The following is a 14,674-nucleotide window of genomic DNA, read 5'->3' as shown; positions in this document are numbered from 1 at the left end:
GCCCGGCCGGGGCGGCCGGGCCCCGCTGGTGTCCTCAGGCCGTGGAGTCATCGTCAGGGCGCTTGGGCACCCTGCAGCAATGCTCCAGGAACAGGGCCGCGCAGACGAGCACCACACAGGCGATCAGCGAACCGCCGGCGAGGAAGAAGTCACGCCGGGGAGTGTCCTGGTCGAGCAGCGGGAGGACGTGGAACACGAAGCCCGCGAAGACCCCGGCGAAGGCCGCCCCCACATAGGCGGACGCCTTCGCCAGAGCGGCCAACCTGGCCACGGCCAGCGGCTCCACCGGCTTGGTGTCGGGCCTGCGCTCGATGCGGGCCCGGGTCATCCACCCGCTGTAAGCCTCGCCCATCGCGAGGATCAGCACGGTCGGTATGGCGGTCCACGGCACGGTCGGCAGATCTGAATAGATCTTCTGCAGCACGGCCCATGTCAGGACCGCGAAAGCGACCACCAGCAAGACGAGCACGCCGGGACGGCTCGGTTTCACGCGATCCTCCTCTTGTCACCCAACCGGCTACCCGTGTCTCCCGGCCGGCCGTCTCGCGAGCCAGGGCCGCGGTGGCTCCCGGCCGGCTGACCGGGGGCCGGGGACGCGCGTCAGCCGGGCGGCTGCAGGGCCAGATCGGCCCGCAGTCGTACGCCGCGCTGGTCGAGGTCGGCGAGCAGGCCGGCCACCGACCCGCGGCCGGGGAGCACCGCTCCCGGATCGGCCTGCGACCACGGCACCAGCACGAACGCCCGCTCGTGGGCGAGAGGATGCGGGAGCGTGAGCTCGGGGTCGTCGGACAGCAGATCACCGACCATGATCAGATCGACGTCGAGGGTGCGGGGGCCCCACGGCTCCAAGCGGACCCGGCCGAAGGCGGTCTCCACGCTCAGCGCACGCTCCAGGATCGCCCGGGGGCCCAGCGTCATGGTCTGCCCGATCACCACCGCGTTGAAGTAGGGCCGCTGACCGGGAGGGCCGCCCACCGGATCGGTCTCGTACACCGGGGACACCGCCACGAAGTCGAGCCCGGGGGCGTCGAAAAGCGCGTCGATGGCACCTTGAAGCGTGTCGAAGCGGCGGCCGACGTTGCTGCCGAGCGCCAGAACGACCTTCATCAGCGCCTCCTCCTGACTGTCACGACCACGTCGTCGAAGGGCAAAGGGATCGGCGCGGCGGGCTTGTGCACCTTCACCTCCACCTCCTCGACCAGCTCGTTGGCGAGGCACGCGCCTGCCAGGCGCTGTGCCAGGGTTTCGATGAGGTTGACCGGCTCACCCTCGACGATGGCGGCCAGCCGGACGGCGAGCTCGCCGTAGTCGACGGTCTTGGCCAGGTCGTCTCCCGCGGCGGCCGGGGCGGTGTCGAAGAAGAGCGCGACGTCGACGACGAACTCCTGGCCCAGCTCGCGCTCGGCGGGCAGGCAGCCGTGCCGCCCCCGCGCCCGCAACCCCACCAGGCTCACACTGTCACCGCTCATGCCGCGGCCCGCCCCTCAGCCCTCGGACGCCTCGGACGTGCGGGCCCCCGGTGACCCGTCTGGTGAGGGTGGTCATTCGTCCGCCTCGTCTTCGTCGTCCTCGCCCTGCAGGACGGGGGAGCCGTGGTGGAACCAGAGCCGCCAGCCCGCCGGCGTCCGCACGAAGGTGTTGGTGGCGACCACGCGGCCCGCGGCGAAGGTGGCGTCCTCGGTGTCGGCGGCGGTGAGGATGTTCTCCGCGCAGGTGAGCACCGCGACATCGCCGATCACGGTGGTGCGGACGTCGGTCAGCACGAACTGGATATAAGGCGTGTTGGCCATGATCAGCGCCCATGAGCGCAGGATCTCGGGCCTGCCGCTCAGCATCGGCCAGCCCGGGTGGACGCACATCGCCACCCGGCCATCGCCGTCGTCGGCCCAGATCTCGGTCATGCGGTCGAGGTCGCCGCTCTCGATCGCGGTGTAGAAGGCCTCGTTGAGCTTCTCGATCTCCGCTGCCGTCGTGCTGCTCATAGAACCCCCTCCCCCCCTCGCCAGGCCGCCGCGACACGCACGGCGTCGGCGTTGGAAGGCACGTGGTGCACCCGCACGCACCAGGCCCCCGCGTGGGCGGCCAGTGCGGTGACAGCGAGCGTGGCGTCGTCGGATCGGCTGAAGGGCCTCGGGGTGCCATCGGGGTCGGCCAGCAGGCGGCCGAGGAAGCGCTTGCGCGAGGCGCCGATGATGATGGGGTGACCCAGCTCGCTCAGCCTGCCGATGCCGGCGAGCAGGGGCCAGTTGTGCTCGGCCCGCTTGGCGAAGCCGAGGCCGGGATCCACGATGATCTGGTCCTCGGCCACGCCCTCGGCCAGCACGGTGTCGACCCGCTTGCGCAGCTCCTCGGTGACCTCCGTCACCACGTCGGAGTAGATCGCGCGGCCGTCCATGTCGTGGCTGTGGCCGCGCCAGTGCATCACGACATAGGCCACGCCGGACGCCGCGACCACGCGCGGCATCGCGGGGTCGGCGAGGCCACCGCTGACGTCGTTGACCAGGCTGGCGCCGGCGCTCACGGCGGCCTCCGCCACCTCGGCGCGCATGGTGTCGACACTGACCGTCACGCCCTCCTGGGACAGGGCGCTGATGACCGGGATGACCCGCCGGAGCTCCTCGGCCAGGGAGACCCTGGCCGCGCCGGGACGGGTGGACTCGCCGCCCACGTCGACGATGTCGGCGCCCTGCTCCAGCAGATCGAGGCCGTGACGGACGGCGACCTCGGGGTCGAACCACTCGCCGCCGTCGGAGAAGGAGTCGGGGGTGACGTTGACCACGCCCATGACCAGGCAGCGCCTCTTGTCGGGCACGCCCGGCACCCTCCACGTGGTGGTCATGGCGTCAAGCCTAGGTGCTTCCTGGTGGCGATCTGTGCCATGGGTCCGGCTTGTGGATAACGAATCGGCTCGACGCACCCGGGAGATCGCGCCCTGGCTCAGCGGCGGCCGAGGATCAGCGCCATCGCCTCGGCGCGGGTGCGGTCGCTGTCACGGAAGTCGCCGCGGACCGCGGACGTGATGGTCTTGGCGCCCGGCTTCCGCACACCCCGCATGGTCATGCAGAGATGCTCGGCCTCGATCACCACGATGACCCCACGAGGCGCGAGCACTTCCATCAGCGCGTCGGCGATCTGTGACGTCATGCGCTCCTGGACCTGCGGGCGCCTCGCGTAGACGTCGACCAGCCTGGCCAGCTTGGACAGGCCGGTGATCTGCCCCTTGGTGTTCGGCACGTAGCCGACGTGGGCGACGCCGTGGAAGGGGACGAGGTGGTGCTCGCAGGTGGAGAACACCTCGATGTCCTTCACCAGCACCATCTCGTCGTGGTCGGCGTCGAACACGGTGGTCAGGACGTCCTCGGGGGACTGCCCCAGCCCGGCGAACTGCTCGGCGTACGCGCGAGCGACCCGGGCGGGGGTGTCGACCAGGCCGTCTCGGTCCGGATCTTCACCGATCGCGAGCAGGATCTCGCGAACGGCCTTCTCGATCCGGTCCGAGTCGACCTTGAGCGGCTTCACACTCACCCGTCAGGCCTCGTCCTGAGGCGCCGGGTGGTGGTCGTTGAGCAGCGACCCGCCGGGAGCCGCCTGGTTGCCGACCGGAAGCGCGGCGCCGTTGCCGTTGCCCGCCACCTCCTTCGGCGTGAGGATCGGCGGCCGGTCGGAGGGAAGCCGCTTGCCGTACCCGGAGTACGACGGGCGCTTCTCCCTGACGACCACCGGAGCGAAGATCTCAACCACCTGCTGGCGGGAGAGGGTCTCCTTCTCCATGAGCTCCAGCACGAGGTTGTCGAGCACGTCGCGGTACTGGACGAGGATCTCCCAGGCCTGGTCGTGGCCGGCCTCGATCAGGCGGCGGACCTCCTCGTCGATCGTCGAGGCGATCTTCTCGGAGTAGTCGCGCTCGTGACCCATGTCACGGCCGAGGAAGACCTCGCTGTTGCCGGTGCCGAACTTGCGGGCGCCGAGGTGCTCGCTCATGCCGTACTCGGTGACCATGCGGCGGGCGATGGAGGTGGCCTTCTCGATGTCGTTGGCCGCGCCCGTGGTGGGCTCGTGGAAGACCAGCTCCTCGGCGGTGCGCCCGCCGAGCAGCATCGCCAGCTGGTCGAGCATCTCGGACCGGGTGGCGAGGAACTTGTCCTCCATGGGGAGCGTCATGGTGTAGCCCAGGGCCCGGCCGCGGGACAAAATCGTGATCTTGTGCACCGGGTCGGAGTTGGGCAGGGCGTGCGCGACCAGAGCGTGCCCACCCTCGTGGTAGGCGATGATCTTCTTCTCCTGGTCGGACATGACCCGGCTCTTGCGCTCGGGGCCCGCCATGACGCGGTCGATGGACTCCTCAAGGGTGTTCATCGTGATGAGCTTCTGGTCCTGCCGGGCGGTCAGCAGCGCCGCCTCGTTGATGACGTTCGCCAGGTCGGCGCCCGTGAAGCCGGGCGTGCGGCGGGCGATGACGTCGAGGTCGACATCCTGAGCGAACGGCTTGCCCCGCCCGTGGACGCGGAGGATGCCCTTGCGGCCCTCCAGGTCGGGCCGGTCGATGACGACCTGGCGGTCGAACCGGCCGGGGCGCAGCAGCGCCGGGTCGAGAATGTCGGGCCGGTTGGTCGCCGCGATCAGGATCACGCCGCCCTTGACGTCGAAGCCGTCCATCTCGACCAGGAGTTGGTTCAGCGTCTGCTCGCGCTCGTCGTGACCACCGCCGAGGCCCGCGCCTCGGTGCCGGCCGACGGCGTCGATCTCGTCGATGAAGATGATCGCCGGAGCGTTCGCCTTGGCCTGCTCGAACAGGTCGCGCACCCGGGAGGCGCCGACACCGACGAACATCTCGACGAAGTCGGAACCGGAGATCGAGTAGAACGGCACGCCTGCCTCACCCGCGACCGCGCGGGCCAGCAGGGTCTTGCCGGTGCCGGGCGGGCCGTACAGCAGCACGCCCTTGGGGATCTTCGCGCCGATCGCCTGGAACTTGGCCGGGGCCTGCAGGAACTCCTTGATCTCCTGGAGCTCCTCGATGGCCTCGTCAGCGCCCGCGACGTCGGCGAAGGTGGTCTTGGGGGTGTCCTTGGTGATGAGCTTCGCCTTGGACTTCCCGAAGTTCATGACCCGGGAGCCGCCGCCCTGCATCTGGTTCATGATGAACAGGAAGATGAGGACGATGATGACGATCGGAAGGAAGCTCACCAGCAGGCCGACGAGGAAGTTCTCGGTCGGCACGGTGACCTTGTATCCGCCGGTCAGCTTGCCCGCGTCGGCCTGAGCCTGAAGCTGCTTCTGAAGCTCGACGCCCTGCCCCTGGACCCAGTACGAATAGAACCGATCCTCGCCACCGATCTTCTGGGTGGTCTTGATCTCTATGCGCTGGTCCTTGTCAACGATCACCGCGTTGTCGACAGCGCCCTTTTGGATCTGGCTGATGACGAACGAGGTGTCCTTCTGGGCATAGTTGCTGTTGCCGCTCCAGAACGTGGAGGCGAGGAGGAGCAGCACGACGATGCCCAGGATCCACAGCAGTGGCCCACGTGTAAATCGCTTGAGATCCATCCGATGCGGAACCCCTGCGGGCCCGTCCCTTCCTGAACACGGCCTGACGCCCCGGGCGAGCCCGGGGTTAGCGGCATCCCAAACCGCTCCCACTGATCACCCGGAGGTGATCGCACCTCCGAGACATCCGAAGGTACACCGGGGCGCCGCGCAGGGTCACTGCCCCGGCGACACCGGCTTTGTCCTACCAACGTACGTCAGGCGGCCCCGTGTTCCCCACGGCGAGACCGAATAACGATGTATCGCACCAGTTGACGATCAGGAACTTCGCTCAGGGCTTACTCCGCCCCGTACACATGGCGGGCCAGAGTGCCGATGAACGGCAGATTGCGGAATCGCTCGGCATAGTCGAGCCCGTACCCGATCACGAACTCGTTGGGGATGTCGAACCCGACGTACTTCACGTCGATCGGCACCTTCACGGCCTCCGGCTTGCGGAGCAGGGTGCAGATCTCCACGGAGGCGGGGTTGCGCGACTGCAGGTTGTGGATCAGCCACGACAGCGTCAGCCCGGAGTCGATGATGTCCTCCACCACCAGGACGTGCCGCCCGGCGATGTCGGTGTCGAGGTCCTTGAGCGTCCTGACGACACCGGACGACTTGGTGCCCGCTCCGTACGACGAAACGGCCATCCAGTCCATCTGCACCTCGATGTGCAGCGCCCGCGCCAGGTCGGCCATGATCATGACGGCACCCTTGAGGACTCCGACGATCAATAGGTTCTTGTCCGCGTAATCCGCGTCGATCTGCCCGGCGAGCTCCTTGATCTTCGCCTGAAGCTCTTCCTCGGGGATGAGGACCTTTTCCAGGTCCATGCCCATGTCGGCTGCGTCCACCTGGGGTTTTTCCTTCATGAGAGGGTGCTGGCGAATATCAGGGTGCCATACCGCCGGACTACTCCGACCCCTCCGGGTAACTCCACCACCCGCTGCCCCCGCCACTCGGTGATCAGCCGGTCGACCTGCTCGATGTGCACGGCCGCCAGCGCGGACGCCGTCGCGCCCGCCGCGAGGGCCGCCCGCTGGATCACCCGCCGCCGCACCGCGCCCGGCAGTTCCTTCAGCCCGGCGACCGTCAACTCGACACCGACTCCCCTGAGCTGGGCGTAGACCTCGTCGGCCCATTCGTCGAGCGCGTCGGCGTCGTCCCTGCACAGGCCGGCCGTACGAGCGAGCGCCTCCGTCACACCCGGCCCCAGCGCCTGTTCGAGCACCGGAAGGACGTCGTGCCTCACGCGCACGCGGGCGTACGCGCGGTCGACGTTGTGCGGATCGTCCCATGGCACCAGGCCGAGCGCCTCGCACGCGGCCCTGGGCGTCCTGCGGGGGACGCCGAGCAGGGGACGCCGGTAAAGGCCCGAGGTCGCCGGCATCCCGGCGAGCGAGCGGGTGCCGCTTCCCCGGGAGAGCCGGAGCAGCACGGTCTCGGCCTGGTCGTCGCGCGTGTGCCCCAGCAGTACCGCCGACGCGCCGAGCCGTTTCGCGGCGAGCGAAAGCGCCTCGTATCTGGCATCCCGCGCCGCCGCCTCAGGACCGCCGGCCCTGCCCACCGTGACGCTGAGGGCCTCGGCGGGCTCCAGGCCGAAACCGGCGGCCAGGCGCGCCACCTCCTGGGCGCGCTCGTACGACCCCTCCTGCAGCCCGTGGTCGACGGTCAGGAGCCCGCCGCGCAGCCCCAGCCGGGGCGCGGTGAACCCCAGGCAGGCCGCGAGCGCGAGCGAGTCGCTCCCGCCGCTGCACGCGACCAGGATGAGGGCGCCCTGCGGCACGCCGGCGAGCGAAAGGCGTACGGCACGGCGGATCTCCGCCACGGCGGGGTGCGGTCCCATGCTCCTAGTCTGGTGCGGCGGGGGCATCCCGCCGACCAGCCTCGCCAGCGGACACGCCAAGGCGCCCCCGGCGAGCCCGGACGGGCGGTCAGGCCTGCCCGTTGGCGGACGGCAGCTCGGGCGCGCGGACGACGCGGGAGATCCACTGCTCGGGGTTCTGGATCTCGGCGTGGCTCGGCAGCGTCGTGGGCGAGCCCCAGACGCGGTTGAACCCGCCGATCCCCACCTCGTCGACGACCTTGCGCACGAACGCCGACCCCTCGGCGTACTGCTTCATCTTCAGGTCGACGCCGAGCAGGCGCCTGAGGGTGCGGTCGAACCGGGAGCCGCCCTCCCTGCGGTGCTGGAACTTCGAGCGGATGTCGGCCACCGACGGCACGACCGAGGGCCCGACGGCGTCCATGACGTAGTCGCCGTGGCCCTCGACCAGCGTCATCACGGCCGTGAGCCGATCGAGGATCTCCTTCTGCTCCGGCGTCTGGATCGCGTCGATGAGGTTTCCCTCACCGCCCCTGATCGCGTCGGCGACGGCGTCGGAGGCGGCTCGCATGCGTTCGAGCAGGGTGCCGAGATCGAGGTCGGAGGCGAGCAGGAACTCGGTCATCTGCCCGCGGATGTACTCCCGCAGCCAGGACACGCCGGTGAACTGCACCCGGTGGGTCTCCTCGTGGAGGCAGACCCAGAGCCGGAAGTCACGGGGGTTCACGCCCAGCTCGCGCTCGGTGTGGACGATGTTGGGCGCGACCAGGGTGAGCCGCCCCGTGGGCGCCCGCCCGCTGGGGTCCGGCGGCAGGAACAGCTCATACTGCCCGAGCACGCGCGAGGCGAGGAAGGCCAGCACCGCGCCCACCTCGACGCCGGTCACGCGGGAGCCGACCGCGCCCACGATGGCGGGCACCTGCGTGCGGCCGCTGCTCATGCGCTCGGTCAGTGGTTCGAGGACGACGCGGAAACCCTCGACGTTGGCGCGGATCCACCCGGGACGGTCGACGACGGTGGCCTCCTCGGGCGCCGCCGCCCCGTCGATGCGGGCGAACTCCTGCACGTGCCCTTCGGCTTCGCGTGACAGCCGCCTCAGCTCGGTGACCGCATGCCTGGCCTCCTCCCGGCTCACCTGCGGCCCAGGGCGGACAAGGCGGACACCGGTAGTAACGGCCAGATCCCAGTCGATCACCTGCATGTTCACCACCGTACGTCGTGCGGCGCGCTTATGAGCAACCGCACCCCGAGACGAGCGCGGCCAGCCGGTCGAGCGCCGCCACGGCCCCATCGGGATCAGGCACGTTGTCGGCCATGAAGGCGAAGGCCACCAACCGGCCGTCGGCCGTCCTGGAAAGACCCGTGAGGGTGTTCACCCCGTTCAACGTGCCCGTTTTGGCCCTGACCACTCCCGCCGCCGCCTTGGTGTCGTGCTTGCCGTAGCGGTGGCCGAGCGTGCCGGTGAACCCGGCGATCGGCAACCCGCTGATGAGCGCGCGCAGGCGCGGGTTGGCGGGCGACGCCGACATGGCGATCAGGCGGGCGAGCGCGGTGGGGGTGATGCGGTTGCGGGTGGAAAGCCCGCTCCCGTCGTAGACGGCTACGCCGTCGCCGACGCCGAGCCTCTTCAGCGTCCCCTGGACGGCCTGTGTGACGCCGGTGAAGGTGCCGGGCTTGCCCTCCTTGAGCGCGACGAGGTGGGCCAGCCCCTCGGCGACGTCGTTGTCGCTCAAGGTCAGCATGTGCTCGACGAGCTCGTACACCGGCGGAGACTCCACCCTGGCGATCTCGGTGGCGGTCGCCGCCGACTTGGCCCGCTTGATCGACTTGCCCACCTTGACGCCGTACCTGGCGAGCAGGGAGCCGAAGGCCTCGGCCGCCGACCTCGGCGGGTCGGTGTACCGGGCGGAGCCCCGGGGGTCCTGGCGGCCCTCGTCGATCATCAGAGCGGTCACGGGCGCGACGCTGCCTTCCGGCACGTAACCCGGCTTCCAGCCCGGAGCGGTACGCGGGCCCGAGAAGAGCGAGTCGTCATAGCTGAGGCTGACCGATGCGACGCCCGCGGCCTTGAGCGCCTTGGCCGTACGGGCGGCGAGCGCCACGAGCGAGGCGGTCCGGGGATAATCCGAAGATTTACCTGCTTTTGGCCCGGCAAGCAGTGGATCGCCCCCGCCGACCAGCGTGATCGAACCGGCGTTCGACTGGACGACGCGCGTGGCGACCCGGGTGTCGGGACCCAGGGAGGTCAGCGCGGCGACGGCCGTCGCGACCTTGGTGGTGGAGGCGGGCGTGACGCCGGTGTCGGCCTTGCTGCCGAACAGGACGGCGCCGCCGGTGACGTCCACGACGACCGCGCCGACGTTGTCGCCCAGCGCGGAGTCGCCGAGCGCGTGGGCGAGCCGCGCGGCCAAAGTACTCTTTGCAGGGGGAGATCCGCCGGGAGGCGCCGCCAGCACCGGTCCCGCCGTCACGATGGCGACGGGAGCCCTGGCCGGCAGGGCGGCCTTGCCCGGGGGCTTGGCGGTCAGGCCGCCCAGCTCTCCGCCGGCGAGGACGAACGCGCCCACAGCGCAGACGAACAGCTGAAGCAGGGCGAGGGTCGTCATCGCGACCAAGCGCTCGCGCCGCACCACCTCACCGACCTCTTTCCCGCATGCGTCATCCTGGATATACGCCTACGAGACATTAACGCCCGTCCGGGAGTACCCGGGGGGCTTGAGCGGAGGAACCGCAGTGGAGTTCGACGTTGTCGTTGAGATCCCTAAGGGACAACGCAACAAGTACGAGGTTGATCACAAGACGGGCCGGATCCGGCTGGACCGCCTTCTTTTCACCTCCACGCAGTACCCCGCCGACTACGGCTTCATCGAGGACACCCTCGGCGAGGACGGCGACCCGCTCGACGCGCTCGTGCTCCTCCAGGAACCGACCTTCCCCGGCTGCCTGATCAGCTGCCGCGCGGTGGGCATGTTCCGGATGACCGACGAGAAGGGCGGAGACGACAAGGTCCTCTGCGTTCCCGCCACCGACCCCCGCATGGAGCACATCCGCGACATCCACCACGTGCCCGAGTTCGACCGGCTGGAGATCCAGCACTTCTTCGAGGTCTACAAGGACCTGGAGCCCGGCAAGTCCGTCGAGGGCGCCAACTGGGTCGGCCGGGTGGAGGCCGAGATCGAGATCCACCGCTCGATCAAGCGCCATCTCGATCACGTAGTGCCCGAAGAGGCCGAGGGGCCGGTCAAGGGCCAGCACTGACCCTGGCTTACGCGGGTCCGCTCGCCGTCGACGGCGACCGCCGTCAGCGCCTGCTCGCGGCAGGTTCCCAGCCGGTCGCCGGTCGAGGCCTTCAGCCGGCCAAGGCGCCGCGTGGCAGTCCCCGCGTGCACGGCCCAGGCGAGCGGCCACCCGCTCTGACCCGCCGACAGGACACAGGCGAAGCACCACGCGCCCGTGCTCACGTGGCGATCCGGTTCTCGGGCCGGGACACGCCGGCCGTGCGCGGGCGCCAGATGGAGACGATGTGCGCCACGTCGCCGCTCTCGGGGGCGTGGACCATCTGCTCTCCGCCGGTCGTACGGCGACGCACATCCTGTGGCATGCGCACCCCTCTCGACTCGCCAAGCTCAGCAGCCTCGCGTGGCACCCATTGACATCACGCGCCACACGACTCACAGCTTCCCCACGGTCACACGCCGCACACACCCATTGTCGCTTCTGTAATCAGGCGAGGCGGAACAGGCGCGTGATCCACGGGCGGATGCCGGCGGGCGGGGGAACGGGACCCCGGGGATAGGTGAAGACGGGCGCCTCGCGGCCGTACGCGGCGCGCAGCTCGGCCGCCTTGCACCAGTCGGCGGTCGTGCGGCTCGCCGCCCAGGCGGCGCCCAGCGCGGGCCGCGCCTCGGTGTGCCGCTCCCAGACGCGCATCAGCGTCACGGTCGCCTGGGCTGCGGTGTACCCGTCGTCGGGGTAGGCGGTGCCGGCCAGATAGGGGGCAGTGACCTGGCCCGCGAAACGGGTGTCGAGCACCCATGTCCAGTTGGAGACCACCAGGGCGAGCGCGACATCGGGGATCGCGGCGGCGGCCTCGTACATGAGGTGCTGCCGGGGCCCGGTGAGGCGGCGGCCCGGCCACAGCCAGGCGATGTCGCCGGGGACCTGGCCCTGCGACAGCCAGGACAGCACCGCCAGGCCCCGGGCGGTCTGCAGCCGGCACAGCTCCAGCACGTCACGCACCATGCGCGGCCCCGGATCGAGCCAGGCCGGCCAGTCGGCGCGGTGGATGCGAGGAACGAGGCCGGCCAGCTCGGGCGCGATCGGGTGCGGGAACACCCTGCGGCCCAGGTGCGCGTCGTCACGGACGCTGAACACCGGCCGCCGCGGCCTCGCTGGGCGCCTCCTCCACGGCCTTGTCCCCTGCGTGACGGTGAGCCGAGGACGGCGCGGGGGGCGCGGACGGGGCGGGAGCCGCGGACGGGGCGCCGGTCGCCGGCGGCGAGGAGGCGGAAGGAGTCGGATGGGGCCGGGTCCTGGAGGAGCAGGGTGTGGGGACGGGGTCGTGCTGGTGGCTGGGCGTCGGGGTCGGCCGCTCCCTCGGCGGCTGGGGAGGCGTCGGCGGAGGCGACATGGGAGGTGACGGAGGTGGGGGAACCGTGGGTGTGGCGACAGGCGGGACGGTCGCGGTCGGTTTCGCCGTCGGGGACTTCGGCGAGGACGAGGGCACCGGCTTCGGGGGCGGTGTGCGCACGGCGGCGGGCGGCATCGGAAGGAGCGCGGGCGGGACGGCGTTGCCTCCGTGCCGCAGGATGGCGATGGGCACCGCGGCCCCCGGAGAGAGCGGGGGAAGGGCCGGCACGCCGTCGGCGATGGGCGCCAGGGTCTTGGCGGGCCTTGGGGCACCGGAGCCGGTGGGCGACGGGGCCTGGGTGGGGAAGGCTTCGTACGCGCCGCGGGCGAGCGGGTCGTCGGCCTGGCGCAGCGCGCCGACGAGGACTACGGCGGCGGCGATGATCGCGATCGCCGCCACAGCGCCCGCAAGAGCCTGAGGCCACCGCCGAGCCCCTTTGGTCTCGCGAGCGGGAAACCCGTCGGCGTCGAGCAGCCCCGTGCGCCGTGCGACGAACCGCCGGTAGGGAACGAGCTCGGGGTCGATGAAGCAGCTCATCACGCGCACGCGCAGGGTCTCGGGCAGCTCCGCCTGGGGAAGCAGGCCGAAGACCTTGGCCGCGGACACCTGGCGCTCGCGATGGGGCGCGCAGACGGCGCAGTCCTCGATGTGCCGGAGGAGTCGCTCGCGGGTCTCCTCGTCGAGGACGCCGGAGAAGCCTTCGAGGATGCCCGCCCTTCCCGCGCAGTCGTGCGCGGAGTTGCGCGCGAGGATCTCGCTGGTGACGAGGTCCTGCAGGCGCAGGCAGGCGGCCTGGTGGAGCTGGTCGGCCTGTGCGGCCGTGATGCCGAGCACGGTGGCGAGCTCGTGCTCGGGGATGGCGTGGCGGGTGAGCAGGTCGAGGATCTCGCGCTCGTCTACGGACAGGGCCCCCACGGCGTTCGCCGCCACCAGCCGGAGGTCGCCGTCCGGAGCCGCCGCCGCCGGGGCGCCCGGCACGGTCTCCTCGCCGTCACCCGGCGGGATCACCGAACGCCTGCGGAAGCACTCCCCCCTGGCCAGCGCGTAGAGCCAGACACGCAGCCGATCGGGGTCGGCCAGCGCGTGGACGTGCGCCTCTGCCGCGATCAACGTGTCGCGGAGCGCGACCTGCGCGCTGTCAGAGCTTTCGAGCACGGCACGGGCGTATCTGTAGATGCTCTCGGCGTAGGTGTCGTAGAGGGCAGCGAGGGCACCAGGATCGCGGGCGCGGAGTGCCTCGACCAGGACGCTGTCATTCATGTAACCGACAGTAAAGGCTTGGTAACCGCTCGCTCCACCGTTTCCCGGACAATGACCAGCGTTGTATTAATACCGTAATGAAAGCCAGCAAGATTATTTGCGGATACCACACCGATATGGCGATTAAATTCGACATATCACCATTAAAAGAGGAAGCGCAGGTCGCGGGCCTGACGCCTATTCACCGAGCCGCCAGGCCGATTCTCGCACGGCCGTACTTCTCTCGATATCCCCATTTGGCCTGACATGGTCGGTCATGGCGAGACAGGGCCGGCGGCAGGGCGCGGCAGCGGCCGTCATGCCACCGCGCTCAGCCCCGCGTCCGCGCAACCCCGGGTGAGGCCCTCAAGGCCGAAGGCCTCCACCGGCCCCACCGCTCCGGTGGCGGCCACGCCGTCAGTGGCGGCGGTGATCGCCGCCCACGCCAGTGCGCGCGCGGTGAAGTCGTAAGGGTCGCCACCGCACAGCTCCACCGTGGAGAGCCTTCTACCGCCCCGGTCGTAGGCCTCGGCGACGATCTGGGACGAGACCCCGTCCCCAGCGGCCACCGGCGCGTCGTCCCGGCTCCCCGACTGGATCACCCGGTCGGCGACGGCCTCGGTGACCCGCTTGGCGCCGGGGATGGCCGCGATGAAGGGCGTCGCCCTGGACAGCACCCCGGCGGCTCTGGTCAGCCCGCCGAGCCAGCCCAGGTAGACGTTCACCTCTCGCAGCCCTGAATGCGTACGAGGCAGGGCGAAATGCTCGGAAGCCCCCACGGAAAGCCCATGCCTGCGGCGACCATTAACGGTGAATGCCCGGGTACGCCCATGTTCGCGAAGAATGCGGCCATAGCGGAACCCGTACATCGGTTCGAGCACCATTCCCAGAGCGGACGCCCGCGTTCCCGTACTTGCCCGCCGGGCCATATTGCCCTGAAGGAAATACCCGATATCCACTCGAACTGCCTCTGGTCCCGCCTTCTGCAGCGCCAGTGACGCCGCGAGATTCCCCGGTACGTAGTCATATCCGAACGCCGTGAGCAACGTAGCGCCCGACGCGGCGGCGGCCGGGCCGTACCGCTGGAAGATGCGCCTGATGAACGTCGGCTCCCCGGTCGAGTCCAGGTACACGCCGCCGGCCTCGATCGCGGCCTCCACGGCGGGCTCTCCCCAGCGGGCGAACGGCCCCACGGTGGAGATCAGCACGTTCCCTGGCTCGATGATCCGCCGGAGCGTCGCCGGCCGGTTCACGTCCGCGACGGCGGTCGGCAGTTCCACGGGAAGCGAGGAGGCCAGCGCCTCCAGCCGCGCCTGGTCGCGTCCAGCCAGCAGGGGATGGACACCGCGGGCCAGAAGCGCCTCGACGGTGAGCCGCCCGGTGAACCCGGTGGCACCGAACAGGACTATCCGGGGGGAAGTCATGTAAGTACCGTAACCCCCCGGTGATTT

General features: G+C 70.3%; 16 protein-coding genes. 1 reads left to right on the top strand and 15 read right to left on the bottom strand.

Going from position 1 to position 14,674, the window contains the following annotated elements; translation table 11 throughout:
- Positions 1 to 34 precede the first annotated feature (34 nt).
- From AB0O34_RS26830 to dacB, 11 genes are all read right to left on the bottom strand, one after another.
- The gene (locus AB0O34_RS26830; protein WP_363919881.1) at positions 35 to 490 is read right to left on the bottom strand and encodes a DUF3180 domain-containing protein; all 456 of its coding nucleotides are present in this window, start codon (positions 488 to 490) and stop codon (positions 35 to 37) included.
- Positions 491 to 600: 110 nt separating this feature from the next.
- The gene (gene folK / locus AB0O34_RS26825; RefSeq protein WP_363919879.1) at positions 601 to 1,107 is read right to left on the bottom strand and encodes a 2-amino-4-hydroxy-6-hydroxymethyldihydropteridine diphosphokinase; all 507 of its coding nucleotides are present in this window, start codon (positions 1,105 to 1,107) and stop codon (positions 601 to 603) included.
- Entirely contained in the window at positions 1,107 to 1,469 is a 363-nt protein-coding gene (gene folB, locus AB0O34_RS26820; RefSeq protein WP_363919877.1) for a dihydroneopterin aldolase, read from the bottom strand. The genes folK and folB overlap by 1 nt, the downstream gene beginning before the upstream one ends.
- 72 nt (positions 1,470 to 1,541) lie before the next feature.
- The gene (locus AB0O34_RS26815; RefSeq protein WP_363919875.1) at positions 1,542 to 1,982 is read right to left on the bottom strand and encodes a nuclear transport factor 2 family protein; all 441 of its coding nucleotides are present in this window, start codon (positions 1,980 to 1,982) and stop codon (positions 1,542 to 1,544) included.
- Positions 1,979 to 2,839: a dihydropteroate synthase gene (gene folP, locus AB0O34_RS26810; protein ID WP_363919873.1), complete on the bottom strand. Its 861-nt coding sequence runs from the start codon at positions 2,837 to 2,839 to the stop codon at positions 1,979 to 1,981. Before folP ends, AB0O34_RS26815 begins: the two co-directional genes overlap by 4 nt.
- A 98-nt stretch (positions 2,840 to 2,937) precedes the next feature.
- Positions 2,938 to 3,525 carry a GTP cyclohydrolase I FolE gene (gene folE / locus AB0O34_RS26805; RefSeq protein WP_363919871.1) on the bottom strand — a complete coding sequence of 196 codons (588 nt, stop codon included), beginning with the start codon at positions 3,523 to 3,525 and terminating at the stop codon, positions 2,938 to 2,940.
- A gap of 3 nt (positions 3,526 to 3,528) precedes the next feature.
- Positions 3,529 to 5,547 (bottom strand): ATP-dependent zinc metalloprotease FtsH, encoded by a 2,019-nt coding sequence (gene ftsH / locus AB0O34_RS26800; RefSeq protein WP_363919868.1) that lies wholly within the window; start codon positions 5,545 to 5,547, stop codon positions 3,529 to 3,531.
- A gap of 278 nt (positions 5,548 to 5,825) precedes the next feature.
- Positions 5,826 to 6,383, bottom strand: a complete 558-nt coding sequence (gene hpt, locus AB0O34_RS26795; RefSeq protein WP_363919866.1) for a hypoxanthine phosphoribosyltransferase — start codon at positions 6,381 to 6,383, stop codon at positions 5,826 to 5,828.
- A gap of 14 nt (positions 6,384 to 6,397) precedes the next feature.
- Positions 6,398 to 7,375, bottom strand: coding sequence for a tRNA lysidine(34) synthetase TilS (tilS, locus tag AB0O34_RS26790; RefSeq protein ID WP_363919864.1), 978 nt, complete (start codon positions 7,373 to 7,375; stop codon positions 6,398 to 6,400).
- Positions 7,376 to 7,463: 88 nt separating this feature from the next.
- The gene (locus AB0O34_RS26785; RefSeq protein WP_363919862.1) at positions 7,464 to 8,555 is read right to left on the bottom strand and encodes a zinc-dependent metalloprotease; all 1,092 of its coding nucleotides are present in this window, start codon (positions 8,553 to 8,555) and stop codon (positions 7,464 to 7,466) included.
- Positions 8,556 to 8,583: 28 nt separating this feature from the next.
- Positions 8,584 to 9,987, bottom strand: a complete 1,404-nt coding sequence (dacB, locus tag AB0O34_RS26780) for a D-alanyl-D-alanine carboxypeptidase/D-alanyl-D-alanine-endopeptidase (protein WP_363919861.1) — start codon at positions 9,985 to 9,987, stop codon at positions 8,584 to 8,586.
- A 100-nt stretch (positions 9,988 to 10,087) separates the two neighbouring features.
- Between dacB and AB0O34_RS26775 the strand changes: the two genes are divergently transcribed.
- The gene (locus AB0O34_RS26775) at positions 10,088 to 10,612 is read left to right on the top strand and encodes an inorganic diphosphatase (RefSeq protein ID WP_363919859.1); all 525 of its coding nucleotides are present in this window, start codon (positions 10,088 to 10,090) and stop codon (positions 10,610 to 10,612) included.
- A 199-nt stretch (positions 10,613 to 10,811) separates the two neighbouring features.
- On the opposite strand, the gene AB0O34_RS26770 is transcribed toward AB0O34_RS26775, so the two are convergent.
- The 4 genes from AB0O34_RS26770 to AB0O34_RS26755 all read right to left on the bottom strand — a co-directional run bounded on the left by AB0O34_RS26770 (position 10,812) and on the right by AB0O34_RS26755 (position 14,647).
- A complete protein-coding gene (locus AB0O34_RS26770) occupies positions 10,812 to 10,955 on the bottom strand; it encodes a hypothetical protein (protein WP_363919857.1) in 144 nt (47 codons plus the stop codon).
- A gap of 122 nt (positions 10,956 to 11,077) precedes the next feature.
- A complete protein-coding gene (locus AB0O34_RS26765; RefSeq protein ID WP_363919855.1) occupies positions 11,078 to 11,728 on the bottom strand; it encodes a hypothetical protein in 651 nt (216 codons plus the stop codon).
- The gene (locus AB0O34_RS26760; RefSeq protein ID WP_363919853.1) at positions 11,712 to 13,244 is read right to left on the bottom strand and encodes a sigma-70 family RNA polymerase sigma factor; all 1,533 of its coding nucleotides are present in this window, start codon (positions 13,242 to 13,244) and stop codon (positions 11,712 to 11,714) included. Before AB0O34_RS26760 ends, AB0O34_RS26765 begins: the two co-directional genes overlap by 17 nt.
- 296 nt (positions 13,245 to 13,540) lie before the next feature.
- Positions 13,541 to 14,647 (bottom strand): saccharopine dehydrogenase NADP-binding domain-containing protein, encoded by a 1,107-nt coding sequence (locus tag AB0O34_RS26755; RefSeq protein WP_363919851.1) that lies wholly within the window; start codon positions 14,645 to 14,647, stop codon positions 13,541 to 13,543.
- Between the last annotated feature and the right edge of the window lie 27 nt (positions 14,648 to 14,674).

The sequence above is a fragment of the Sphaerisporangium sp. NPDC088356 genome, assembly GCF_040685555.1.
Lineage (GTDB): Bacteria > Actinomycetota > Actinomycetes > Streptosporangiales > Streptosporangiaceae > Sphaerisporangium.
The sequence above is the reverse complement of the archived record's forward strand: the minus strand, read 5'-3'. Positions and strand labels throughout refer to the sequence as shown.